The sequence below is a fragment of the Marinitoga piezophila KA3 genome (assembly GCF_000255135.1).
Lineage (GTDB): Bacteria > Thermotogota > Thermotogae > Petrotogales > Petrotogaceae > Marinitoga > Marinitoga piezophila.
This window is the reverse complement of record NC_016751.1, coordinates 1,221,370-1,247,978: the sequence shown is the minus strand read 5'-3', so window position 1 is coordinate 1,247,978 and position 26,609 is coordinate 1,221,370. Positions and strand designations below refer to the sequence as shown.

The window sequence follows — 26,609 nt, the reverse complement described above, 5'->3', positions numbered from 1 at the left end:
AATCACCTCTTTTTAGTACTAATAATAGTACTTTTTGTTGTACCATTATTAGTATATCATGATAATAATTTAATGTCAATTAAACCGGGCTCACAACATTAATGCAACAACAGAGAAAAAAAAGCCCACCAGTATAAACCTGAAAGTAATATTCTCCTCCGGCCACTTCTTCAACTCAAAATGATGATGAATCGGCGACATCAAAAACACCCTTTTTCCTCTCAATTTAAATGAGGAAACCTGAATAATAACACTCAACGTCTCAACAATAAACACAATTCCAGTAAAAATCAAAAACAACTCAATATGATAATAAGTTGCAATAGCACTTAAAATCCCTCCAAGCGCTAAAGAACCAGTATCTCCCATAAACACCTGCGCCGGTTTTGCATTAAAAAACAAAAAAACAACAACAGGCAAAACAACAGCAAAAATCAAATAAACAGGCGCATTAAACTTCAAAACAGCAATTAAAATAGTAAAAGCTGCAGAAACAATAAAATTCCCACCAGCAAGCCCATCAAGCCCATCGGTTAAATTAGTTGCATTTGAAAATCCAGTAAAAAGAAAAACATATACAAAAAAATAAAAATATCTATTAAATCTTAAAATAAAATCGCTTCCCGGAACATACCAGAAAAAATTGCCATTAACAGCATTCTCAAAAAACAAAAGCAAAACCACAGAAAGCAACAACTGTAGCATAAACTTCCTCTTTGCAGTTAATCCCATAGCCTCCTTCTTCAAAATAGAGCTAAAATCATCAAAAAAACCTATTAAACCAAAAAGCAAAGCAGCTATGGCAACATAAACAAAAACAAAATCCCTTAAAAACAGAAATCCCACTAAATTCAAAACAGCAACAGTGGGAACAAAAATAATACCCCCTGCAGTAGGGGTTCCTTGCTTATAACCATGCAAATCAGGACCTTCTGGTCTGATATACTGACCAAATTGTTTCCTTCTTGCCCAGCCTATAAAAATTGGAAATAAGAAAAACTCAATTCCAAGTATTAAAATTCCATAAAAAATCTCCATAACAACCTCCATTACTGCTTATTATTCTTTTCATTTAAAATCTTTTCCACAATAGCTCCTAAACCTGTGCCATTAGATGCTTTTACATAAATCAAACCGCTTTCTGCATTTAAAACATTTAACACATCATCGCTATTTCTCAAATATTCAATACCCTCAAAATCAAAAAACTCTTCAGGATCATAAAAATAAATCTTATCAAAAACCTTTTTAGCCTCATTAATAATTTCCATGTGATACTCAACTTCATCAGTAATTTCTAAAACCCTCCCCATAATCAAAACCTTCCTATCAACATCCATCTTTTCAATACTCTCAAAAGCACTGAAAAAAGATTCCTTTGAAGCATTATAAGCATCATTAATAACAATTTTACCATTATATTCCTTCAACTCAAATCGTTTTTCAGGCAATTTAAAAGAAAAAATATAAAATGGATCTAAAGGAATCTCAAAATAAAGGGAAACCAGTAAAGCTGCAAGTGCATCAATTAACTGTCCTTTACTCCAGATTCCCTGTAATGTGCGCATCACATCTTCATTATAAATATTATAAAAAACACGCGTATTGCCGTTTAAATAATCAAAATCAATTAAAACGCCATCATTATTTTCATTTTCTCCAAATCTAAAAACCTTTACATCTTCAGGATAATCAATATTGAGCAACTCCTCATCGCCATTAACAAAAACAATGCCGGGTTTCTCCATCTCAAAAACAATTTTCAACTTTTCAGAAGCAATTTTTTCTCGCTTTTCAAAAAATTGAAGATGTGCAGTGCCTATATTCAACAAAATAGAAACATTGGGCTTATACAATCTCGTCAAAAAGCCTATATCATCCTCTTTTCTCAACCCCATCTCAACAATGGAAACAGGTTCGCCTGAATAATTATTCAAAATACTTAAAGGAATTCCAATCTCTGTATTATAATTCTTCTCTGTTTTAAAAACCTTAAATCCATAGGCCAGCAAATGAGCAAGAAAATTCTTTGTGGTAGTCTTTCCATTTGAACCGGTAATACCTATACGAATCTTTGAATTATCAACGAGAATCTTAGAAGCCTCTCTATTTAAAAAATCAATTACATTATCAACAAGCAAAACCTCGCCATTATAATCCCTTTCTTCCTCAACAATAGCCTTAACGGCACCTTTTTTAAAAGCTTCATTGACAAAATCATGGCCATTATTCCTTTCGCCTTTAATAGCCACAAAAATATCCCCATCTTCAACCTGGCGAGAATCAAAAACAAATTTGCTCATCGCTTCATCACCTTTCTAAACTTTTGCACAATCTCATAAGCCACCTCATAATCGTTAAAAGGTATCTTTTTTCCATTTTCATACAACTGGAACTTCTCATGCCCTCTTCCGGCAATAATCACAATATCATCCCTTGAAGCAAAACTAACAGCAGCCTTAATAGCAGTGCGTCTATTCCTTATCACAATATACGGCTTACTCTTATCAATTCCTTCAAGAATATGCTCAATAATCTCATCAGGATCATCATTCTTGGGATCATCATCTGTAATAACAATTAAATCACTATATTTAGAGGCAATTTCACCCATAATCTTTCGTTTTCCAATATCCGCAGCGCCACCTGCGCCGAAAACCAGAATAATTCTTCCCTTTGTAATCTTCCTGGCACTTGTCAAAACCTTTTCAAGAGCATCTGGAGTGTGAGCAAAATCAATATAAACCTTATACTCCACATCGCGGGTATTCTCAACAAGCTGAAACCTTCCTGGAACACCGGGAAATTCAAGAAAACCATGACGAATTATTTCTCTATCTATTCCCATATTTCTCAAAGCAACAAAAGCTGCTGTAAGATTCTGAGCATTATATTCTCCTATTAAATGCGTGTGTATCTTATTCTCAGTTCCATCAGGCTCCTTAATGGTAAACACCATTTGCGAATTATTATATTCCACATCAGAAATAACATAATCTGCAACATTAGTAAACCCATATGTAACAATTCTGTCTCTTTCCAATGGAACTTCATCTACATTATTGCAGTCTAAATTAATGATTCCAATACCATCATCCTTAAGATGTCTGAATAAAGACATCTTAATTTCTTTGTACTCTTCAAAATCCTTATGATAATCCAGATGGTCCCTGGTAATATTGGTTAAAATAGCAATAGAAAACGGAATCTTATAAACCCTATTCTGTGCAAGAGCATGAGAAGAAACCTCAAGACAGATATTTTCAATATTCCGTTCCTTTGATAGATTTAAGATTCTGGCAATCTCATCAACTCCTGGTGTAGTATTATACGGTTCATACAATAATTCATTATTCAATTTAATACCCACAGTGCTAATAAGAGAACTATTTTTTTCAGCTTGCGTCAGAACATAATGGATTAAAGAAATAACAGTAGTTTTTCCATTAGTTCCGGTAACGCCAATAAAGTTAAAATCATTAAAGTCTATGTTATAATATGCATAATTAAGCAGGGCATAAGCCTGTTTAGTATCGCTTACAAGAATATAAGGAAAATCAAATTGTGTTTTCTTAGCATCCTCAGAAATAATTAAAGATGCATTAAATTCAATAGCGGTCTTGATAAAATCATGCCCATCAAAAAAAGTACCTTTAATACAAACGAAAACCGATCCAGGCTTAATCTTGTTTGTATTGTTGGTAAAAAACGTATAGTTCTTATCAAGCGGAAAATTATACTCAATAATCAGGTCGTCTAAAATCTCAACAATCTCATGTCCCAGCATTTAACCACACCCCTTATATTATTTCATTTCTTAACTAATTTTACACTAATATTTAATTTTTTACAACCCTTTTTTTATGTTATCATATAATTAGCACTCAAAAAAAAGGAGTGATAAAATGCCCAGAGAACTGAGCAATAGGCAAAAAAAAGTACTTTTCTCAATCATAGAAAATTTTATAAAAGAAAAAAAACCGGTAAGTTCATCGGAAATTTTAAAAAAATCAAACCTGAATGTTAGCTCAGCAACCATTAGAAACGACATGCAAAAATTACAGCATCTAAAACTCATCTTCCAGCCACATTCCAGCGCCGGAAGAATTCCAACTGATATGGCTTTAAGATTATATTTTGAAGCCATAAAAGAAAGCTTTTCGGTAAAAAGCAAAAACATAGAATTACCTCATGAATATAAATTCTATGACATAAACATAATGTTCGACAAATTCTCAAAAATGCTCTCAGAAACAACAAACAGCCTTGTAATTCTGGAGCTCCCAGACTCAAAATACATATACATAACCAGGGCAGTTGTATCCGACCTGACAAATGATTTCTATCAAATCACATTAATGACAAATCTGGGATTATCAATAACAAGAACCGTTGAAAATTATGGATTCCCGTCACCAAAAGAACTGGAAAAAATCCTGGAAACAGGACTCGTTGGAAAATCCATGCATGAAATAATAAACATCATAAAAACAAATAAAATCGAACAGGAAAGAGACATAAGGCTCATAAACCTATATAAACTCGTATATCTCCTGGTTGAAGAATTCTTTAGAAACAAATTCATAATCAGTGGTCTGGCAAAAATAATATCAACAGGATATCACACACCAGAAGAAATACTATATCTATCAAAAATCGTAGAAGAAGACAAATTAAAAGTAGAACTACTTTCAAAAAAACCATTCACATCAGAAATAAAAGCAACAATAGGAAGTGACTTTGAAATTCCAGAACTCAAAAACTTCATAATGTTCGAAACAGCATATAGCTACAACTCAAACCCACTTGGCAAAGTGGCATTGCTAACATTCAAATATTCGGATTACAAGCAAATCTACTCAATCCTCGGTGAATACACCTCCCGATTATCAGAAATTATATCCAAGAACTTATAAAAACTTTTTTCTTGGATGTAATGCGGAAAATAATGTGAGCGAAAACTTGAAAATTCCCAAGGAGAAATAATGATGATTGGAAAAAATAAAAGCGAGTGAAGGCTCGCAGAGTGTCCAAGGTAAAATTACAAACGATTTAAAAAATAAAAGTGAATGAATACTCGCAGAGTGTCGGATTATATGAAAGAAAGTAGAAAAATAATATGAACGAAGACTAAGAATTTCCCGAAGCGGAATGCAGAAAATTCGGGTTGGAAAAACAGGAAGTTTTGGAAAGCGAAGCTTCCCCAGGGAAGGGGAATCTGAGCGTGCCCGAATTTTCAAATGGAGCAAGGATTAGAAATTCTTGCCGTCTGAGAGAATATTATTTTTCTACTTTCAAAAAACGATACTCAAACCACATGAACGAACCTTTTTATGAATGTTTTCTCAATCAACAACAATAACAACAACAATAGCCTCAAGGAGGGATCAGCATGGCAGAAAAAAACACAAAAAAAACAACAACATCCAAGAAAAAAGAACAAAAAATCACTAAAGAAATGGAACAATTAAAAAATGAAATAGAACAACTCAAAAAAGACCTCGAAACCAAAGAATCCGAAAACAAAAAACTCATGGAAGAATACGACAAAATCAAATCCTACGCAATAAACCTCAAAGTCGATTTCGAAAACTACAAAGACTTAGTCCAAAAAGAAAAAAACAGAATCAAAAAAGAAGCAAAAGAAAGCGTCATCAAACAACTAATTCCATTATACAAAAACTTCTCAATAGTCATGGCAAATCAACAAAACCTTGAAAGCTTTGCCAAAGGAGTTGAAATGATATACAAATCATTCGTCTCAACAATAGAAAACGTAGGAGTAGAATTCATAAAACCAGAAAAAAATCAAAAATTCGACCCGTTTGAACACGACGCAATAGAAAGAGTAGAAACAGACGAAGTAGAAGAATATCACGTATACGAACTCGTATCACCAGGAATAAAACTCGAAGGAAAAATAATAGAACCCGCAAAAGTAAAAGTTGCAATAAAACCGGTAAAACAGGAAAAACCAGAAACAAAACAGGAAGACAAAACAGAAAACGAAGAAACAAATGGAGGTGAATAAACATGAACCAGAAAAAAGACTATTACGGCATACTAGGTGTCAGCAAAAACGCAACACCAGAAGAAATAAAAAAAGCATATAGAAAATTAGTAAAACAATGGCATCCAGATAGACATCAGGAAAACAAACAATACGCAGAAGAAAAATTTAAAGAAATCCAGGAAGCATATGAAGTGCTTAGCGATCCACAGAAAAAAGCACTTTATGATAAATTTGGTTTCGTCCCCGAAGGAGGAATGCCACCAAACGGTGGCCAGAGAGCAGGTGGAGGTTTCGAAGATTTATTTGAAGACCTCTTTGGCAACATAGGAGACTTTGGTGGAACATTCTCCGACATCTTTGACATGTTCATGGGCGGCGGAACAACATCAAGAAAAAAAACCAGAACATCAAGACCTCCTGTAAAAGGAGAAGACAAATATTTTGCAATAACAGTTGACCTCAAAGACATATTAAAAGACGTAAAAAAGCGAATAGAATACGATAGATATGTAACCTGTTATGCTTGTAACGGAACAGGAGCAAAAAATGGAACCAGCTTCACAACATGTCCTCGTTGTAACGGAACAGGAAAAGTTCAGGAAGAAGAAAGAACATTCTTTGGTGTATTCGTAAGAACATATCCATGTCCAACATGTAATGGCGAAGGAAGGATAATAAACGAAAGATGTGATGTTTGTCATGGCTCAGGAAAACAACTAAAAAGAGAAAGCATTGAAATCACAATTCCAGCTGGCGTTGAAGATGGCTACACATTTAAAATTCCTGGAAAAGGTAACGACGGTAAAAATGGCGGTCCAGCAGGAGACTTAATCATAAAAGTAAATGTAAGACCACACCCTAATTTTAAACGAAAAGGTAATCATCTTGAAACAACAGTAAAAATCGATTATATCCAGGCATTACTCGGTACAACAATAAACCTCGAACTCTTAAACGGTAGTACAACCCTGAAAATCCCAGAAGGAACAAACCCAGGCACAATAATCGTCTTAAAAGGTCACGGACTTCCAGATTTCAGAACTGGAAAATATGGCGACCTATATGTTAAAATAGACGTAGAATTAAAAAAACCTGGACTCAGAGAAAAAAGATTGCTAAAACAAATAGCAAAACTTAAGGGATTGGAGGTATAGGGTTGAAAACAAAAATCGACATCAAAAAAGAAACAGTGAATTACATCATCATCACAGCAGGAACAACATTAACAGCATTGGGAATAGTATTATTCCTTGACCCATTTGCAATAGTTGCTGGTGGAGTTAGCGGTCTTGCCATTGTTCTCAAAAACCTATTTGGCTGGTGGCTCGGTCTTCAAATGTTCATTTACAACATATTCCTCTTTGCGCTTGGATTCTGGCTACTTGGAATTGGCTTTGGTTTCAAAAGCATATATGCAGCAACACTATTATCGTTTCAAATAGACTTCTTTGAACAGGCATTGCATTTAGACTCAATGATGAAAGAAATAATGCTCAATTCACAAATGGCAATAGATCCATACCTATTGAGTGCAATATACGGTGGGGTCCTATCAGGAATAGGATTGGGGCTTGTAATCTGGCGAAACGCATCAACAGGAGGAACAGATATACTTGCATTAATAATAAACAAATACTTCCATATATCAACAGGAAAAGGGCTATTAATAGTGGATACAATGGTTACCGCTTCAGCATTTTTAATAAACCCATTGGTTCCAATGTATGGTATAATCACCATCTTTGTAACCTCAAAAATGATAGACACAGTGGTAGAAGGTTTCGAATCAACCAGAACAGTATTTGTAATCAGCGAAAAATATGATAAAATAAAAGAAAGAGTATTAAAAGAACTCGACCGTGGAGTAACAATACTTCAGGGAAAAGGCGGATACACATATCAGGACAAAAACGTATTAATGATAGTTCTTTCACGTCGTGAAATTGGAGATTTCAGAAGAATAATCAGAGAAGAAGACAGCAATGCATTCATTTCCATACTCCAGAACTCCGAAGCATTAGGGTATGGATTCAAAAAAATAAGATAACAGAGGAGGAAAAAGCAAAGTGGACGACCCTACCAGTTATAAGAGCATCATAATAATGTTACTCGAGATTGTGGGATTATTATCTCTGTCAGCATTCTTTTCAGCATCAGAAACAGCATTAACATCTATGAGCAGGCTTAAAGTAAAAGACATGATAGAAAACGAAGAAGACGAACATGCAAGGGACAAATTACATCATTTCTTACAACATCCAAACCAATTGCTCACCACAATCCTTGTAATGAACAATCTGGTAAACATACTCGTATCATCCATTACCACTGCATTTGTAATTGAAATGATTCCAGGAAACACCGGAAAAGTTGTTGGAATAGTAACAGGAATACTCACATTGGCAATACTCATATTTGGTGAAATCACACCAAAAGTATACGCCAGAGAAAACACCGAAAAATTCTTTAATTTTGTATTTCCTGTGATTTCATTTCTCACATATATATTAAAACCAATAATATGGTTACTTGTAAGCATTTCAAACTTTTTCATAAGGCTTTTTGGTGGAGAAAAAATAAGCGAGGCCCCGTTCATCACCGAAGATGAACTCATAAATTACCTTGATATAGGGCATGAAGAAGGGGTAATAGAAAAAGACGAAAAATTCATAATGAAAAGAGGACTCGAACTAAAAGAAATATCTGTAAAAGAAATAATGACACCAAGAGTTGATATAATTGCAATATCAGAAGAAGAATCAATAAGAGACTTAATCACAATAATCAACGAAGAAGGATACTCAAGAATTCCCGTTTACAAAGACTCAATAGACAACATAATAGGCGTATGTTATGCCAAAGACGTATTTAAAATCATAGAAAAAGAAGGACTCAACGAAGAAACATTAGAACTAAACATAAAACACATAATGCATAAAGTGGAATTTATTCCATTGACAATGAAACTCAGAGACGTAATGAAACTATTCCTTGAAAAAAGAACACATCTTGCCGTGGTTGTGGACGAATACGGTGGAACAGCAGGAATAGTAACCCTCGAAGACGTACTTGAAGAATTAACAGGTGAAATACTCGATGAATACGATGTTGTTTCCGAAGAAATAAACATAGTAAAACTCGGCAAAAATAATTATCTCGTAAACGGAACAACACCAATAAACGACATAGAAAGGGAGCTCGATTTAGAACTTCCAGAAACGGATTTTGAAACAATAGGCGGGCTTTTACTCGAAGAATTCGAAAGATTCCCAAGAGCAGGTGAAAAATTAACCCTCGATGGAGTTACATTTGAAATAGTCTCAGTCTCGAAAAACAAAATAGACAAAGTAAAAATAACAGTTAAGGAGGATTTTAATGAAATTAGACCAAAAGAAGATTGACCTGTTATACCAAAAAGCAAAAGATGCAATGCAAAACTCATATTCACCATACTCAAACTTCAAAGTTGGTGCTGCATTGCTCACAAAAGACGGAAAAATATATACCGGTACAAACATTGAAAATGCGTCATATGGTCTTTCAATGTGTGCAGAAAGAACAGCAATATTCAAAGCTGTATCAGAAGGCGAAAAAAACTTTGAAGCATTAGTGGTAATAGGAGAAACCGATGAACCAATTAGCCCTTGTGGTGCATGCAGACAGGTAATTGCGGAATTTGGTGTTGAAAACATAATACTCACAAACCTCAAAAAAGACCTGAAAATAATGACAGTAGAGGAATTACTTCCATACGGTTTTTCAGGGAAAGATTTAAATGATCAAAATTCTGATAATCGATGACAATCAGGATCATGTATATTTCTTAAAACAAATATTCACAGAAAAAAGAAACATAATAAAAAAATTAAAATTCGATGAACCGTTTAAAATATACAAAGCTTCAACTGGTATCGAAGGAATAAAAATGGCTCAGTTACATGAGCCAGATGTTGTTATTTTAGAACAAAAATTAAAGGGAATGTCAGGGCTTGAAATATGTAAAGCATTTAAAGCTTTAAAAGGACTTGAAAAAATCCCAATAATATTTCACACAGCAATACAGGATCCAGAACAAAAAGAAAAAGCATTTCAAATGGGGGCATCAGATTATCTGGAAAAACCTGTTCAACCATATGAATTACTAATGAAAATAAAAAGACACATAGAACTATATCATCTGCAATTAGAATTGCAAAGAACCTTTGAAATTCACGAAAAAGACCTGAACCTGGCAAGAAATCTACAAAAACGATTATTACCAACACCTGCACAATACAAAAACATAAAATTCGATTATCTATATATCCCATCCCATAGCACCTCAGGTGACATGGCGGGAATAATCCCATTATCAGATAATGAAAACTTCGTATATATATACGACATCTCAGGCCACGGACTAACCTCATCATTACTATCAATAATAGTAAAAGAAGAACTTGAAAAAATAGTAGTAGAAAAAAAAGAAAAAAATCTAAAAAAAGTAATATTAGCCTTAGAAAAATCAGTAACAAATTACTTTGGTGACGATATGTATTTCACGGGCATATTTGCAATATTATCAAAAGAAAAAATCCAATATGCCAACTTTGCACATAGAGAAATAATATTTATAACAAACAATGAAATAACAACAGACGAATTCACCAACTTCCCATTGGGAATTGGACTGGTTACATCGTCAGAACAGATAACATTAAAAGAACAAAAAATCACTCCAGACACAAAAATAGCATTATACACAGACGGGCTGGTGGAATTCAGCGAAAAATTCGCAACAGAAAAACTATACAAAATAATAACCCAGAACCTAAAAACACCGGAACAAATAATACCGGAAATAGAAAACGCAATAAAAACCAACCTCAACCCCCCCCGCCCCCCAGACGACATCACATTTCTAATACTATCCTGGAAACAATCCAGCTGAAAAGAGGTGCGCCTAATGTTTGAAAGATTTGCAAAAGCCTTAGATGAAAACATGAGAGAAAATTACGAAAAAGGGTTGCACGAAGGATTAGAAAAAGGATTACAAGAAGGGTTATACGAAGGAGAAAAAAAAGTATTGAAAAAGCAATTACTAAAAAAATTCGGAAAAAAAATAACGCCATATATAGATAACATAGATAGTCTCAACATAGAAACAATAGAATACATAACAGAAAACATATTTGGAATTAATTACGAAGAAACAGTGGAAATATTAAACAGAAAGAAAGTAGAAAAATAATATGAGCGAAAACTAAGAATTTCCCGCAGCAGGGATTACAGGATAGTTGGAAAAAATAAAAGCGAGTGAAGGCTCGCAGAGTGCCCAAGGTAAAGTTACAAACGATTGAAAAAATAAGATTTGAAATTAAGAATAAAAAACACGAGTAAAAAGGTGAATGAAGGCTTGAAATTTCCCGAACGGAGATATTGCGTGAGCCGTAAAAATCACATGGATGTGATTTTTAGCGAAGCAGCGCAGGAGGCGATGTCTGAGCGGCGGCGGCAAGCAATATTGGAGTGAGGAATAAGAAATTTCACCCGCCTGAATGAACCTTTTTAGGAGTGTTTTTTACGAAGCAAAAACTTTTATTTTTTCAATCAACAACACAAAAGGACGAACATAGACGTGAATCTACAACCACCACTTATCACTCAGCAGAGGAATATCTTCAGAATATTCCTCTGCTGAGTGATAAAACAATAACAAACAACAATAAGGAGGTAACTACAATGAGTGTTAGAGTAAGATTCGCCCCAAGCCCCACAGGCTTCCTCCACGTAGGTGGAGCAAGAACAGCATTATACAACTACCTATACGCCAAAAAACACAATGGTGTATTCGTATTAAGAATAGAAGATACAGACGTGGAACGTTCCACAAAAGAATCAGAAAATCAGCTCATCGAAGCATTAACATGGTTAGGATTAGACTGGGATGAAGGCCCAGACGTAAAAGGTGAATACGGACCTTACAGACAAAGCGAAAGAACACATATCTACAAACAAATGGCAGAACAATTAATCAACGAAGGCAAAGCATATTACTCTTACGTATACCCAGAAGAAATGGAAGAAATCAAAGAAAAACTTGCAAAAGAAGGAAAACCACCTCACTACTCATACGAACTCTTAGAACCATACAACACAGAAGAAAGAAAAAAAGAATTCGAAGAAAAAGGATTAAAACCTGTAGTATTCTTCAAAATGCCAAGAAAACCATTCTCAATAAACGACTTAATCAAAGGGCCAGTAACCTTTGGCGAAGGCGCAATTGGCGACTTCATCATCATGAGAAGCAACGGTTTACCAACATACAACTTCGCAGTTGTAGTGGATGATATTACAATGGAAATCACACACGTGATCAGAGGAGACGACCACCTCTCAAACACATTAAGACAGGTAGCATTATACGAAGCATTCAACGCACCAATGCCACAATTTGCCCACGTATCAATGATACTTGGACCAGACGGCAAAAAACTCTCAAAAAGACATGGTGCAACATCAGTAGAAGAATTCAGAAACAAAGGTTACTTACCAGAAGCATTGGTAAACTACCTTGCATTACTTGGCTGGTCACATCCAGACGGAAAAGAAATAATCCCATTAAAAGAAATGATAGAAACATTTGACTTAAATAGAGTAAATTCAAGCCCTGCGATATTCGACAACGAAAAACTAAAATGGATGAATGGCGTTTACATCAGAGAAGCAAACCTCGACAGAATAGTAAAACTCTCAAAACCATTTATCCTCGAAGCAGGATTGCTTACAGAAGAACAATTTGAAAACAACAAGAAATGGGTAACAGAAGCAGTAGATATAGTAAGAGAATCAGTTGACGACTTATCACAGGTTCCAGAAAAACTCGAAATCTTCCTCAAAGAATTTGAGCTCGACGAAGCAGATGAAGAACTCAAAGAATTCTTAGAAGCAAAAGGCGTAAAAGAAACAATAAAAATAATACACGAAAAAATACTCAACGATCCAGACTGGAAAGTTGAAACAATACTCAAAAACATAAAAGAAGCAATGAAAGAAGCAAAACCAGCAAAAAAACCATTCTACATGTCATTAAGAAAAATACTCACAAACTCCTTTGAAGGACCAGACCTTGTAAAAACAATACACTTAATTGGAAGAACAAGAGTCCTTCAAAGATTGGAAAGAGTGGTGGCACAATGGTAAAAAAAATAAAAATCTTTGACACATTAAAAGGCGAATTAGTTGATTTTGAACCTATAGAAAAAAATCATGTAAGAATGTATGTCTGTGGTCCAACAATATACAATCTTATCCATATTGGTAACGCAAGACCAATGATTGTGTTCGATGCATTCAGAAGATTTCTTGAATATATAGGATACAAAGTAACAATGGTACAAAACTTCACAGACATAGACGACAAAATAATAAATAAAGCAAATGAAGAAGGAGTTCCTTTTAAAGAAATAGCAGAAAGATATATAGTAGAATACTGGAAAGATTCATACAATCTCAGAATCAGAGCAGCAAACTTCCATCCAAAAACATCAAATTACGTTGATGAAATAATAGAATTCATTCAAGATTTAATAGACAAAGGCTTTGCATATGAATCAGACGGAGACGTATATTTCAATGTATCAAAATTTGAAAAATACGGCGAACTCTCACACAGAAACCCGGAAGACATGATCGCAGGATCAAGAATAGAAATTTCAGATAAAAAACAAAACCCTCTGGACTTCACTCTCTGGAAAAAAGCAAAAGAAGGAGAACCATATTGGGAAAGCCCATGGGGAAAAGGAAGACCAGGATGGCACATTGAATGTTCAGTAATGTCAAACTGTCTTCTTGGAGAATCATTTGACATTCATGCGGGTGGAAACGATTTAATCTTCCCACATCACGAAAATGAAAAAGCACAATCAGAAGCAAGACACGGAAAAACATTCGCCAAATACTGGATGCACAATGGAATGATAAAATTCTCAGGCGAAAAAATGTCAAAGTCCATTGGAAACATCTGGTTAGTAAGAGAACTTGTAAAAGCATATGATCCAGATACCATAAAAACATTTATACTCTCAAAACATTACAGAACACCATTAGACTTCACAGAAGAAGGATTAAACGCCCAGAAAAAATCAACAAAGAGAGTAAATGAAGCATTAAAAGCAGTAGAAGAAAAATACGAAGGCAATGTTCCATATATTCCAAAATCAGAATACATGAAAGAAAAAATAAATGAATTCATTGATTATCTTTCAACAGATTTCAACACACCAAAAGCAATAGCATTAATCTTTGAATTAACCAATGAACTCAACAAAGCATTAACTGAAAATAACGAACAAAAAATCCTTGAAAACTATCATCTAATCAGAAACGAATTTGGTCCAGTGCTTGGAATCTTTGAACTTCCAACAAAAGAAGAAAAATCAGCAAAAGCAGAAGAATTAATAAACGTCTTAATAGACGTAAGAAACATGCTCAGAAAAGAAAAAAACTTCCAGCTCAGCGATTATATCAGAGATTCACTTAAAAACATTGGTATTACACTAAAAGACACACCAGAAGGAACCAAATTCACAATAGAAGCTAATTAATAAAAAGCAGAAGATGAACAATCATCTTCTGCTTTTTATTTTAAAAAATAATACAAATCAAAATAAAAAATCAACAAATTTATTAGATGTATCTAAAAAAAAACTAATCAATTGATATATTAATTGAATATTTCAAAATAGAAAAAGAATGGAATTTTGCTTGAAATATGATAAGTACAATGGTAAAATAAAACTGGAAAAGAAAATTGATTGCAATTAATTTTTTTCTGCTAAATTAAAATAACCATTATTCAATTATTGCCAAAAAATTAATCTTGTGATCTAATTGGGTTAGAAAGAAAAAGAAGGAAGGTAATGAACATGGAATCGATAACACAAGAAACAGATATTTTAACAAAAAATTTAGAAAAAAAGATAGTTTTACGGGGAATAAAAAAAGCTATTTTAGGAACAATATTAGCTTTTTCTGATTTGCTTATATTATACTTTTCTTTTGCAATAGTTTCTTATTTAAAATACGATGGTGAATTTATAAGAAATTTATTCTATTTAAAAGACATTCCTTCACTTTATTTAATATCTTTCATTTTTATTCTTTCATTTTTATTTAACAAATTATATTCGTTTAAAACTTATCTCTTTTGGGATGAAATGAAAAATATTATAAAAGCTTCTTTTTTCTCTCTAATAATACTTTTATTATTTTCCTTTTTGAATAAAGTTTATTATTCAAGATTTGTTGTAATATATGGTATAACATTGTTTGTTCTGTTAGATATGCCTTTTAGATATATTTATAGAAAAATACTATATAAATTGAATATATTCAAAACAAATGTTTTAATAATTGGTGCTGGAGAAATGGGAAAAATAATTTCAGATAAAATAAAAGCTCATACATTTACAACATATAACATTGTAGGTTTTTTAGATGATGATGAAGCAAAAATCGGAAAAAAAATAAATGATAATTATAAAGTATTAGGAAAAACAAAAGATATAGATAAAATATTATCTCAAAAGAATATTGATGAAATAATAATTGCAATTCCAACAGCTAAAAGAGAAACAATTTCGAAAATAATTTCTCATTTGGAAGGAAAAGTCAGAAGAATAAAATTCATTCCAGATATGTACGGATTAATTACATTTTCAACAGATATTCAAGATTTTGATGGTGTTATGACAATATCGGCTTCGCAAGGACTTTTGAATCCAATAAATAGAATTTTAAAAAGAGTTTTTGATATAATTGGCGGATTAATAGGAGGGATTTTTTTAATTCCTTTAACTATTTATGTATGGATTAAAATAAAATTAGAAGATAAAGGTCCTGTGTTTTTTACTCAAAAAAGAATAGGCCAAAATGGAAAAGATATACATATATTAAAATTTAGAAGTATGATTGTAGATGCTGAAAAAGTACTATTTGAAATGATGGAAAAAGATCCAAAAATAAAAGAAGAATATTTAACACATAAAAAATTAAAAAATGACCCAAGAATTACTAAAATAGGAAAATTCTTAAGAAAAACAAGTCTTGATGAATTTCCACAATTTATTAATGTTTTAAAAGGGAATATGAGTATTGTTGGACCCCGACCATATCTTCATAGAGAAATTCCAGATATGAAAGAAAGTTACTATAGTATTATAAAAGTAAAACCCGGAATAACAGGAATGTGGCAAGTAAGTGGAAGGAATGATTTAGACTTTGAAGAAAGACTTAAATTAGATGAGTATTATGTAAGAAATTGGTCATTGTGGCTTGATATAATAATAATTTTAAAAACAATAAAAGCTGTGTTAGATAAGAAAGGAGCATATTAGTTGAAAAATATTCTTATTATGGGAATAAACTATTATCCTGAAATAACAGGTGTTGGATTATATTCGACGGAGTTAGCAGAATATCTGTTACATAATAACTTGGAAGTTGATGTTGTAACAGGCTTTCCATATTATCCTCAATGGAAAATTTATGATTCATATGAGAATAAACCTAAGTTTTTTAAAGAAACAATAAATGGAGTAAATGTTTATAGATATAAACAATTTGTTCCTGAAAATATTACTGCAAAATCGAGACTAAAACATTTATATGATTTTTATAAAGGATCTACTAAAGTAGCTTTAAATTTAGAAAAAAAATATGATTTAATAATTTCAATTGCACCAACATTATTATCTGCAAAAACTGCAATAAAGATGAAAAGGAGAGATCTTGCTTCTAAATTGTGGCTTCATATTCAAGATTTTGAAGTTGATGCGATGTTTGAATCTGGGATGATCAATAATAAATTAATAAAATATATGGGTTATGCTTGGGAAAAATCAATATATAATAATTTCGATATCATTAGTACAATAAGTGATGGAATGATAAAAAAACTGAAAAATAAAAAAATTCCAAATAACAAAATTTATTTTTTACCAAATTGGGTTGACACAAAACTATTAAAACCTATAGATAATCCTAAATTTAGAAAAGAATTTAATTTAGAGAATAAATTTGTAATTATGTATTCGGGGAGTATTGCTAATAAACAAGATTGGGATATAGTTTTAAATACAATTTACGAATTGAAAGATGAAAAAGATATAATGTTTGTTATTATTGGTAATGGTTCTAAAAAGAAAAATATAGAAGCTTTTATAAAAGAAAAACAATTAAAAAATATTATGCTATTGGATGTACAAGCTAAAGAAAAATTAAATGATATTTTAGCTTCAGCAGATATTCATATAATTCCTCAAAAAAGAGATGTTGTGGATAGTGTAATGCCATCTAAATTTTTAGGAATTGCTGCTGTTGGGAAACCATCATTAGTTTTAGCAAATTCTAAAAGTGATATATATAATGTTGTAAAAAATAATGAATTGGGTATAACATTAAATGAATTAGAATATTATAAGCTTAAAGAAACAATATTAGAAATAATAAATAATAAAGAAATTTTAAAAACTTATGGTCAAAATGCAAGAAGTTTTATAATACAAAATTATGATAAAAAGAAAGTTCTTGATAAATTTGTAGAAAAAATTAAAAATATGAGGTAATAATATGAGAAGAATTATAATGTTTCTAATATTTCTTAAATATAAATTTAAATTAAGAAAAAAAGTAAAATTTTATGGAACTTCAATAATTTTTGAATTTCCAGAATCTAAAATAGAATTTGGTAATAATATAGAAATTAAGAATCGCTTTGATGATAATTATGTAGGATTAAATCATAAAACAATAATCATTGCACGAGATGGTGGGAAAATAACAATAGGAAATAATGTTGGAATATCGGGAAGCGTTATTTATTCATTAAAAGAAATAAAAATTGGGAATAATGTATTAATAGGAGCTAATTGTAAAATTATAGATCATGATTTTCATCCATTAGAACCTAAAGCTAGAATTGAAGATAATAGAGAAAAAATACGTAGAAAATCGATAATAATAAAAGATAATGTTTATATAGGAACTAATTCTATAATTTTAAGAGGAAGCGAAATTGGTAAAAATTGTATTGTTGGAGCAGGTTCGGTGGTATCTGGAAAATTTCCAGACAATTGTGTTATTGCAGGAAATCCAGCGAAAATTATAAGATACTTGACTGAGGGGGAACTAGAACAATGAAAGTAGCAATAATAACTGGAATAACAGGACAGGATGGAAGTTATTTAGCAGAATATTTATTGGAAAAAGGATATGAAGTGCATGGATTCATCAGAAGATCAAGTAGTTTCAACACAAAAAGAATAGACCATATATATAAAGATCCACATGAAAAAAATACAAAATTATTTCTTCATTATAATGACTTAACAGACTCAACAAATATAATAAGATTAATACAGCAAATACAACCAGATGAAATATATAATTTAGCAGCACAAAGTCATGTAAAAGTAAGTTTTGAATTACCAGAATACACAGCAAATTCAGATGCATTAGGAACATTAAGAATATTAGAAGCAATACATTTGCTTGGATTAGAAAAAAGTAAAGTTCTATCAAGCAAGTACATCTGAATTATACGGAAAAGTACAGGAAATACCGCAAAACGAAAAACACCATTTTATCCAAGAAGTCCATATGCAGTTGCAAAATTATATGCATATTGGATAACAGTAAATTACAGAGAAGCATATAACATGTTTGCATGTAATGGAATACTATTTAATCATGAATCAGAAAGAAGAGGAGAAACATTTGTAACAAGAAAAATAACAAGGGCAGCAACAAGGATATTAGTAGGAAATCAGAAAAACTATACCTTGGTAATTTAAGCGCCAAAAGAGACTGGGGATATGCAAAAGATTATGTAAAAGGAATGTGGATGATACTACAACAAGAAAGACCAGATGACTATGTATTAGCCACAGGAGAAACACATGAAGTAAGAGAATTCTGTGAAAAAACATTTGAAACTCTTGGAATAGAAATAAAATGGCAAGGTGAAGGAATAAACGAAAAGGGAATAATCAAAAAAATAGATAGAAACAAAACAAAAGAAATAATAGAAAAACTAAAAGAAAAACATCCAGACCTAAAAGAATTTAAAATAAATACAGAACATCTAAAAGAAGGACAGGAAATAATAGCAGTAGATCCAAAATACTTCAGGCCAACAGAAGTAGATATATTGCTTGGAGATCCGACAAAAGCAAAAAAACAATTAGGCTGGGAACCAGAAACAAGCTTTGAAGAACTAGTAAAAATAATGACAGAATATGATTTGGGATTAGCGATAAAAGAAAAACATAGAAACGAATGGATAAAAGAATAATAACAAAATAAAAAATAGAAAAAATAACAAATAATAATCAATAACAACTAAAATAAACAAGGGGATGAATGAGTTGGAAAAAAATGCAAAAATATACGTAGCTGGTCATAGGGGATTAGTAGGATCAGCAATAATGAAAAAATTACAAAAAAAAGGATATACAAACATAATAACAAGAACACATAAAGAATTAGATTTAACAGACCAAAAAGCAACAAGAGAATTCTTTGAAAAAGAAAAACCAGAATACGTATTCCTAGCAGCAGCAAAAGTAGGAGGAATACTTGCAAATGACACGTACAAAGCAGACTTTATATATCAAAACATAATGATAGCAGCAAACGTAATAGAAGCATCATATAGATATGGAGTAAAAAAACTACTAAACCTTGGCTCATCATGCATATATCCAAAATATGCAAAACAACCAATGAAAGAAGAATATCTATTAACAGGAGAACTAGAACCAACAAACGAGCCATATGCAATAGCAAAAATATCAGCAATAAAAATGGTGAGATATTTCAACGAACAATATGGAACAAACTTCATGAGCGTAATGCCAACAAACCTATATGGACCAAATGACAACTTCAACCTAGAAACATCACATGTATTACCAGCATTAATAAGAAAATTCTATTTAGGAAAACAATTAGAAGAAGAAAACTATGAAAAAATAAAAGAAAACATAAAAAAATATCCATTAGGATTTGGATTAGATAAAACAATAGATTTAGATAATAAAGAATCAATAATAAAAACATTAAAACAATTGGGAATAACAAAAGAAAGTATAACCTTATGGGGAACAGGAGAAGTATATAGAGAGTTTTTATATGTAGAAGACATGGCAGACGCATGTGTATATTTAATGGAAAAGATAGAAGCAGAAGAAATGAAAAAAATATCACCAGATTATTTCGTAAACATAGGAACAGGAAAAGATATAACAATAAAAGAATTAGCAGAGTTAATAAAAGAAACAGTGGGATATACAGGAGAAATAATCCACGACACAACAAAACCAGATGGAACACCAAGGAAGTTGCTTGATGTTTCAAAACTTCATGAATTAGGTTGGAAGTATAATGTTGAGTTAAGTAAAGGTGTTCGAAAGGTTTTGGAGACTTTATAAAATAAACAATGTATTTTGGGAAGTGAAAACATGAATATATTGGTTCTTGATGTTCAAGCTTCAGATGGTGGAGCTTTATCAATATTAACAGATTTTTATGAGGAAGTTTGTCATAATAGCAACAAGGACATAAAATGGTATTTTGTTATTAGTACACCTTTTCTTGAAGAAACAAAAGATATAAAGATTTTAAGATTTCCATGGGTAAAAAAAAGTTGGATTCATAGATTATATTTTGATAATTTTATTGTACCGAAATTAATAAAAAAACATAATATAGATAAAATTTTTTCTTTACAAAGTATGATAGTTCCATATACTAATATATCTCAGATAGTATATGTACATCAGCCTCTTCCCTTTTCTGAATATAAATTTTCTTTTAAAGAAAATAAATTATTTTGGATTTATCAAAATATAATTAGTAAACAAATTTTTAAATCTATAAAAAAAGCTGATAAAGTAATTGTACAAACAGAATGGTTTAAAAAAGCTTGTATAAAAAAAACAGGAATAAATTCTGAAAAAATTGTAGTTATTCCACCTAAAATAAATATTAAAGTTAGCCAAACTTTTCTACCAACTGATAAATCGTTAAGAACTTTTTTTTATCCTGCAAGGGGAATTCAATATAAAAATCATAAAATTATAATTGAATCTGTAAAAAAACTTAAAAATATCGGATTTAATGATTTTAAAGTATTATTTACTTTAAAGGGTAATGAAAATAAATATATTTTAAATTTAGTAGATGAAATAAATAATTACAATCTTCCTATAGAATTTATTGGAAATATTGCGAGGGAAGAAGTTTTTGATTTATATACAAAGTCAGTTTTATTATTTCCTTCTTATATAGAAACTTTTGGGTTGCCATTGTTAGAAGCAAAGTTACATAAAACAATAATATTAGCTTCAGACATGCCATTTTCACATGAAATTTTAGATGGTTATCCAAATGCATATTTTTTTAATCCGTTTAATAAAAATAAATTATATAACTTAATGGAAATGATTTTAACAAAAAAAATTAGCTATAAAAAAACAAATAATTTTTATAATAGCATTAAAAATAAGAAAATTTTAGATTTTATAACGAAGAAATAAATATCTTAAAAATATATAAAATATAATAATTATAAATATTATCATTATTATCGAATTTAATATAAAAATAAAGTAATCTAATATAAATCAAAGAATATTAACATAATTACTTTTTAGCAAGCTAACCGCAATATATTGGAGAAGGAATAAGAAAGAGTCATTTATTCATAGAAATGAAAAAATCACCGAAATTAATTGAAAAATCATTATCAGAATCAATGTTATTAGGTTTGTGATTAAAAAAGCATGACAAAATCAGAAGTAAAGTATTTCAAAGAACCATAAGGTCTGAAATTATTATAAAAATAGATATATGAAATATAGCAATTATAAACATCATCAATATGGTTGAATTCAAAAAACTCTCTTTGAAGAGAAGAATGAAAAAATTTAATATAAGTTTAAAAGTTAATTACCAGCAGATTCATAAATAAAAGGAGGAACTTTAGAAATATCAGAAATAATAGACTTAGTTCTACCTTTTTTTGGAATTAAAAACATTGTCATCATAACCAGAATCTTCATACTTTTTAACCCATTTGAAAAAAGCAGAATGTGAAATAGAATATTTATTGCAAATATCTTCTTGAGTTAAAGAATCACTGGAAAGATATTCTTTAACAACAGATAGTTTAAAATCCGGATCATATTTTTTTCTAAATATTTAAAAAAGCATTTGTGCACATATATGAGGTGGAAGCATTATGAAAAAAAAAATCTATTTTTTAATTCTAATAATAATATTATTATCTCCATATTTAAAATATGGGTTTAGAATTGATCAATTATTAATTCCTATTTTTTCTATATATTTACTTATTTTGCATAGGAAAATAGATAAAAAATTCGGATGTATAGTTTTTGGGGCTCTAAATATATCTATTTTTTTTCCTTTGTTTTCAACATTGTTAAATTTAAATAATAGCGAACTATATATGATTAATTTTTCGAATTTTATAAAAGAAGCACAAAATATTTTAAAACCTTTTTTTATCTTCTTTTTGGATATTTTGGGATAAAATATTTTCATTTTAAAAAACAAACAATGCATTTATTTTTTAAAATCTCTATATTATTGGTTTTTATAATATCTTTTTTTAATGTATTGTTTAGTTTTATATATGGAATACATAATTTTTATAATATTTTTTTAGTAGAATATTATAAATTAAATTTAGAAGCTATTTCAAATATTAGATTTCCAGGTATTTTTGGAATGACATATACTGCAGGAATATGGTTTGTTTTTTATATGTATATAGCAATATATTATGATTATAATGAATTTTATAAGTTTTTGATTTTATTAATTGGAGTATTTGCTAATACTAAGGTCTTTTATTTATCGGTACCATTTATCTTAATGGAGTATTACTATAAGTATAAAATCAATACTAAATATAGTATAAAGAAAAAATTTAAATTTAAAAATATTATATATATTTGTTGTGGAATATTTTTTGTTATATTTGTTTTTGTTACTTTGAAAAATTTTAACTCGAAATATTTTTACACGTTATTATTAAGAAGTAAATCTATAATATTAAACGATCCTCTTGCTGGAAGAGGATACAATATTGTAGCTCAAAATATAAGATATATAATAAATAATAATTTTTGGCATGGCGTTGGTTTCTTAAAAACACCATATACTTTATTTAATTACGGTTTATGGGATAGTGGTTTTAATTATATGTTAAATTTTGGAGGAGTTATTAATTTAATATTCCAATCAATATTCTATATTTATTTATTTTGGGAAATATTTAAAACAAGCAGATATAAAATAATATCTTATATTTTTTTGATAAATTGGTATTTAATAAATTTAGGCACTTTAGCATTTTATGCTGAGAGAATATCAGATATAATATTTTTATATTTAGGGTTAGAATATGGATATTCTAAGTTAGCAATAATAAATAAAAAAAGATGAAGTAATAAATTTGTTAGAAAAAGTAACATTAAAGAGTTGTTTTTTAGCTAAATTCAAGTTGTAAAGAATAAAATAAATTGGTTCTTCCAAAGATATTTGATAAGAAATGTTAAGATAAAAGAAGAAGTGAAAGAAAAGAATAAACTGCGGTTTTACACCTGAAAATTAGAGAAGAAATAAGAAAAAGTCATTTTTTCATAGTGATGAAAAAATCATCGAATTTAATTGAAAAATTATTATCAGAGTCAATGTTATTAAGTTTGTGATTAAAAAGCATGAATACAAAATCAGGAGTAAAGTATTTTAAAGAGCCGTGAGGTCTGAGATTATTATAAAAATAGATACATGAAATATAGTAATTATAAATATCATCAATATTGTTGAATTCAATGAATGTATAGAATAATTCTACAACAGAAAGATAATACACAGTTCAATAAATTATCTAACTCTCCAAGAAAAAGAAGATGAAGTTCTAAAATTGTTAGAAAAAAGTAACATAACTTGAAATGCTATTTTTTTAGTTAAAGTTAGACTGTCCCAAATTTTAGGATAAGTGTATATATTTTTGGTAATGTCATATATATATATATTCAATTTGATAGTTATGCTTTTTATTCTTTTTGGATTTATTTATTTATTTTAAAATATGATAAATTTTTCAATAAACAAAAAATAGAATGTAAATTTTAAAATAGGTCTTTTACTGAAAATAAAAATATTGGAGGAATGATTTTGCTATATTATATATCTAATACAATTATATCAAATAAAATAATAAAATTGGAGAAATCTCAAATTTCTTTAGCTGGACAAAATAGGACAAAATATTTATTAAATATTTTTAATAAAAATGAAAGAACTAATTTTATTTCAGTAGCAATACCTAAAAAAAAAGGAATTTATTTTAAAAAAATTTATAAAAACGAGAATTATAAAGAAGTTTATTTGGGTAATATAGTCTTATTTTTTCCATTAAATTATATTTTTTCAATTATTAATTTGTTTTTCTTTTTGTTATTTAATATAAAAGAAGATGATATTATAATAACATATAATTTTAGACCTGAAATAGCCTTTCCTATATTATTAGCTAAAAAAATTAAAAAATTTAAATTAATAATTGAGTTTGAAGAAATTTATAGTTTTTTTAGTAAAAAATTTAAGTTTTTTCGTTTCTTAGAAATTTTAGGTATAAAAAAAGCTGAAGGGTTTATTACATGTTCTACAGAAATAAAGAGCTTTATAAGAAATATAAATAATAGTTCTCCTATAGTGTTAAGTTATGGTTATCCGTTTATTTTTAATAATATAAATGATTTGGGAAAAAATAAAAATAATAATATTCTATTATATTCAGGAAGAATTGATGAAGAGAGAGGTTTATTTAATTTTATTAGTATATTTAATGAATTAATAAAAGAAAATAAAAATTATAAATTATACATAACAGGTGATGGACCTTTAAAAGATAAATTAATTAGAATTACAAAAAAAATAAAAATATAAAATATTTAGGAATTTTAAAAGATTCTGAGTATAAAAAATTTATAATAGAAAATGTTGATATTTGCTTAAATCCTCAACCTGCGAAATCAAAATTTTCTAAAGTCTCATTTCCTTCAAAAATTACATATTATGCATCATTAGGAAAATGTATTGTTTCGACAAAAATGGAAGCCGCTTTAAATTCTCCATATAAGGATTTTATAAGTTTTTATGATGAAGAAAATAAGGAAAGTTTAAAATATGCAATAAAAAGATGTATTGAAAAAAATAAAGAAAAGAATAAAAATTTAAAAAAGATAGAAAAAATAATAGAAAATGAAAAAAAAGAAATACTAAAGTTGCTAAAATACGTTCAAGAAAGGAGTTAACTTAATGAAAACCGCAATAATAACTGGAATAACAGGACAGGATGGAAGTTATTTAGCAGAATATTTATTGGAAAAAGGATATGAAGTGCATGGATTCATCAGAAGATCAAGTAGTTTCAACACAAAAAGAATAGACCATATATATAAAGATCCACATGAAAAAAATACAAAATTATTTCTTCATTATAATGACTTAACAGACTCAACAAATATAATAAGATTAATACAGCAAATACAACCAGATGAAATATATAATTTAGCAGCACAAAGTCATGTAAAAGTAAGTTTTGAATTACCAGAATACACAGCAAATTCAGATGCATTAGGAACATTAAGAATATTAGAAGCAATACATTTGCTTGGATTAGAAAAAAAAGTAAAGTTCTATCAAGCAAGTACATCTGAATTATACGGAAAAGTACAGGAAATACCGCAAAACGAAAAAACACCATTTTATCCAAGAAGTCCATATGCAGTTGCAAAATTATATGCATATTGGATAACAGTAAATTACAGAGAAGCATATAACATGTTTGCATGTAATGGAATACTATTTAATCATGAATCAGAAAGAAGAGGAGAAACATTTGTAACAAGAAAAATAACAAGGGCAGCAACAAGGATATTAGTAGGAAATCAGAAAAAACTATACCTTGGTAATTTAAGCGCCAAAAGAGACTGGGGATATGCAAAAGATTATGTAAAAGGAATGTGGATGATACTACAACAAGAAAGACCAGATGACTATGTATTAGCCACAGGAGAAACACATGAAGTAAGAGAATTCTGTGAAAAAACATTTGAAACTCTTGGAATAGAAATAAAATGGCAAGGTGAAGGAATAAACGAAAAGGGAATAATCAAAAAAATAGATAGAAACAAAACAAAAGAAATAATAGAAAAACTAAAAGAAAAACATCCAGACCTAAAAGAATTTAAAATAAATACAGAACATCTAAAAGAAGGACAGGAAATAATAGCAGTAGATCCAAAATACTTCAGGCCAACAGAAGTAGATATATTGCTTGGAGATCCGACAAAAGCAAAAAAACAATTAGGCTGGGAACCAGAAACAAGCTTTGAAGAACTAGTAAAAATAATGACAGAATATGATTTGGGATTAGCGATAAAAGAAAAACATAGAAACGAATGGATAAAAGAATAATAACAAAATAAAAAATAGAAAAAATAACAAATAATAATCA

At 29.7% G+C, this 26,609-nt stretch carries 25 protein-coding genes and 1 pseudogene; 22 read left to right on the top strand and 4 right to left on the bottom strand.

Annotated features, from left to right (window positions below; genetic code table 11):
- Positions 1 to 90: 90 nt before the first annotated feature.
- From mraY to MARPI_RS05930, 3 genes are read right to left on the bottom strand one after another with little or no spacing between them, the layout of a single operon-like run.
- Positions 91 to 1,038 (bottom strand): phospho-N-acetylmuramoyl-pentapeptide-transferase, encoded by a 948-nt coding sequence (gene mraY / locus MARPI_RS05940; RefSeq protein ID WP_014296687.1) that lies wholly within the window; start codon positions 1,036 to 1,038, stop codon positions 91 to 93.
- A gap of 11 nt (positions 1,039 to 1,049) precedes the next feature.
- The gene (locus MARPI_RS05935) at positions 1,050 to 2,303 is read right to left on the bottom strand and encodes a UDP-N-acetylmuramoyl-tripeptide--D-alanyl-D-alanine ligase (RefSeq protein ID WP_014296686.1); all 1,254 of its coding nucleotides are present in this window, start codon (positions 2,301 to 2,303) and stop codon (positions 1,050 to 1,052) included.
- Positions 2,300 to 3,787 (bottom strand): UDP-N-acetylmuramoyl-L-alanyl-D-glutamate--2,6-diaminopimelate ligase, encoded by a 1,488-nt coding sequence (locus MARPI_RS05930; RefSeq protein ID WP_014296685.1) that lies wholly within the window; start codon positions 3,785 to 3,787, stop codon positions 2,300 to 2,302. The genes MARPI_RS05935 and MARPI_RS05930 overlap by 4 nt, the downstream gene beginning before the upstream one ends.
- 118 nt (positions 3,788 to 3,905) lie before the next feature.
- Between MARPI_RS05930 and MARPI_RS05925 the strand changes: the two genes are divergently transcribed.
- The 17 genes and pseudogenes from MARPI_RS05925 to MARPI_RS05850 all read left to right on the top strand — a co-directional run bounded on the left by MARPI_RS05925 (position 3,906) and on the right by MARPI_RS05850 (position 21,591).
- Entirely contained in the window at positions 3,906 to 4,916 is a 1,011-nt protein-coding gene (locus MARPI_RS05925; RefSeq protein WP_014296684.1) for an HrcA family transcriptional regulator, read from the top strand.
- A gap of 476 nt (positions 4,917 to 5,392) precedes the next feature.
- Positions 5,393 to 6,031 carry a nucleotide exchange factor GrpE gene (locus MARPI_RS05920; protein WP_014296683.1) on the top strand — a complete coding sequence of 213 codons (639 nt, stop codon included), beginning with the start codon at positions 5,393 to 5,395 and terminating at the stop codon, positions 6,029 to 6,031.
- 2 nt (positions 6,032 to 6,033) lie between these two features.
- Positions 6,034 to 7,167 carry a molecular chaperone DnaJ gene (gene dnaJ, locus MARPI_RS05915; protein WP_014296682.1) on the top strand — a complete coding sequence of 378 codons (1,134 nt, stop codon included), beginning with the start codon at positions 6,034 to 6,036 and terminating at the stop codon, positions 7,165 to 7,167.
- 2 nt (positions 7,168 to 7,169) lie between these two features.
- Complete coding sequence (locus MARPI_RS05910) at positions 7,170 to 8,060, top strand: YitT family protein (protein ID WP_014296681.1); 891 nt, start codon at positions 7,170 to 7,172, stop codon at positions 8,058 to 8,060.
- 19 nt (positions 8,061 to 8,079) lie between these two features.
- Positions 8,080 to 9,414, top strand: a complete 1,335-nt coding sequence (locus MARPI_RS05905; RefSeq protein WP_014296680.1) for a hemolysin family protein — start codon at positions 8,080 to 8,082, stop codon at positions 9,412 to 9,414.
- Positions 9,389 to 9,814 carry a cytidine deaminase gene (locus MARPI_RS05900; protein WP_014296679.1) on the top strand — a complete coding sequence of 142 codons (426 nt, stop codon included), beginning with the start codon at positions 9,389 to 9,391 and terminating at the stop codon, positions 9,812 to 9,814. The genes MARPI_RS05905 and MARPI_RS05900 overlap by 26 nt, the downstream gene beginning before the upstream one ends.
- Complete coding sequence (locus tag MARPI_RS05895) at positions 9,789 to 10,943, top strand: SpoIIE family protein phosphatase (RefSeq protein WP_014296678.1); 1,155 nt, start codon at positions 9,789 to 9,791, stop codon at positions 10,941 to 10,943. Before MARPI_RS05900 ends, MARPI_RS05895 begins: the two co-directional genes overlap by 26 nt.
- 15 nt (positions 10,944 to 10,958) lie before the next feature.
- Positions 10,959 to 11,243 carry a DUF4351 domain-containing protein gene (locus MARPI_RS05890; RefSeq protein WP_014296677.1) on the top strand — a complete coding sequence of 95 codons (285 nt, stop codon included), beginning with the start codon at positions 10,959 to 10,961 and terminating at the stop codon, positions 11,241 to 11,243.
- Between the two features lie 491 nt (positions 11,244 to 11,734).
- Positions 11,735 to 13,195: a glutamate--tRNA ligase gene (gene gltX / locus MARPI_RS05885; RefSeq protein ID WP_014296676.1), complete on the top strand. Its 1,461-nt coding sequence runs from the start codon at positions 11,735 to 11,737 to the stop codon at positions 13,193 to 13,195.
- Between the two features lie 5 nt (positions 13,196 to 13,200).
- Positions 13,201 to 14,598 (top strand): cysteine--tRNA ligase, encoded by a 1,398-nt coding sequence (gene cysS, locus MARPI_RS05880; RefSeq protein WP_041638933.1) that lies wholly within the window; start codon positions 13,201 to 13,203, stop codon positions 14,596 to 14,598.
- Positions 14,599 to 14,919: 321 nt separating this feature from the next.
- On the top strand, positions 14,920 to 16,389 hold the full coding sequence (locus MARPI_RS05875; protein WP_050899162.1) for a sugar transferase: 1,470 nt from the start codon (positions 14,920 to 14,922) through the stop codon (positions 16,387 to 16,389).
- A complete protein-coding gene (locus MARPI_RS05870; protein WP_014296673.1) occupies positions 16,390 to 17,619 on the top strand; it encodes a WcaI family glycosyltransferase in 1,230 nt (409 codons plus the stop codon).
- 4 nt (positions 17,620 to 17,623) lie between these two features.
- Positions 17,624 to 18,193: an acyltransferase gene (locus tag MARPI_RS11325; RefSeq protein WP_014296672.1), complete on the top strand. Its 570-nt coding sequence runs from the start codon at positions 17,624 to 17,626 to the stop codon at positions 18,191 to 18,193.
- Complete coding sequence (locus tag MARPI_RS11365) at positions 18,190 to 18,588, top strand: GDP-mannose 4,6-dehydratase (RefSeq protein ID WP_337998604.1); 399 nt, start codon at positions 18,190 to 18,192, stop codon at positions 18,586 to 18,588. Before MARPI_RS11325 ends, MARPI_RS11365 begins: the two co-directional genes overlap by 4 nt.
- 22 nt (positions 18,589 to 18,610) lie before the next feature.
- A pseudogene (locus MARPI_RS11245) lies at positions 18,611 to 19,346 on the top strand (GDP-mannose 4,6-dehydratase).
- A gap of 73 nt (positions 19,347 to 19,419) precedes the next feature.
- The gene (locus MARPI_RS05855) at positions 19,420 to 20,484 is read left to right on the top strand and encodes a GDP-L-fucose synthase family protein (protein WP_014296671.1); all 1,065 of its coding nucleotides are present in this window, start codon (positions 19,420 to 19,422) and stop codon (positions 20,482 to 20,484) included.
- Between the two features lie 30 nt (positions 20,485 to 20,514).
- Entirely contained in the window at positions 20,515 to 21,591 is a 1,077-nt protein-coding gene (locus MARPI_RS05850) for a glycosyltransferase (RefSeq protein WP_014296670.1), read from the top strand.
- Positions 21,592 to 22,066: 475 nt separating this feature from the next.
- On the opposite strand, the gene MARPI_RS11395 is transcribed toward MARPI_RS05850, so the two are convergent.
- Positions 22,067 to 22,255: a transposase gene (locus tag MARPI_RS11395; RefSeq protein ID WP_083825951.1), complete on the bottom strand. Its 189-nt coding sequence runs from the start codon at positions 22,253 to 22,255 to the stop codon at positions 22,067 to 22,069.
- Positions 22,256 to 22,295: 40 nt separating this feature from the next.
- On the opposite strand from MARPI_RS11395, the gene MARPI_RS05840 reads away from it, so the two are divergent.
- The 5 genes from MARPI_RS05840 to gmd all read left to right on the top strand — a co-directional run bounded on the left by MARPI_RS05840 (position 22,296) and on the right by gmd (position 26,569).
- Complete coding sequence (locus MARPI_RS05840) at positions 22,296 to 22,610, top strand: hypothetical protein (protein ID WP_014296669.1); 315 nt, start codon at positions 22,296 to 22,298, stop codon at positions 22,608 to 22,610.
- Between the two features lie 26 nt (positions 22,611 to 22,636).
- Positions 22,637 to 23,527 (top strand): hypothetical protein, encoded by an 891-nt coding sequence (locus tag MARPI_RS05835; RefSeq protein ID WP_014296668.1) that lies wholly within the window; start codon positions 22,637 to 22,639, stop codon positions 23,525 to 23,527.
- A 735-nt stretch (positions 23,528 to 24,262) separates the two neighbouring features.
- Complete coding sequence (locus tag MARPI_RS05830; protein ID WP_014296667.1) at positions 24,263 to 25,036, top strand: glycosyltransferase; 774 nt, start codon at positions 24,263 to 24,265, stop codon at positions 25,034 to 25,036.
- A 164-nt stretch (positions 25,037 to 25,200) separates the two neighbouring features.
- On the top strand, positions 25,201 to 25,404 hold the full coding sequence (locus tag MARPI_RS05825; protein WP_014296660.1) for a DnaD domain protein: 204 nt from the start codon (positions 25,201 to 25,203) through the stop codon (positions 25,402 to 25,404).
- Positions 25,405 to 25,408: 4 nt separating this feature from the next.
- Positions 25,409 to 26,569, top strand: a complete 1,161-nt coding sequence (gene gmd / locus MARPI_RS05820; RefSeq protein WP_014296666.1) for a GDP-mannose 4,6-dehydratase — start codon at positions 25,409 to 25,411, stop codon at positions 26,567 to 26,569.
- The last annotated feature ends 40 nt before the right edge of the window (positions 26,570 to 26,609 follow it).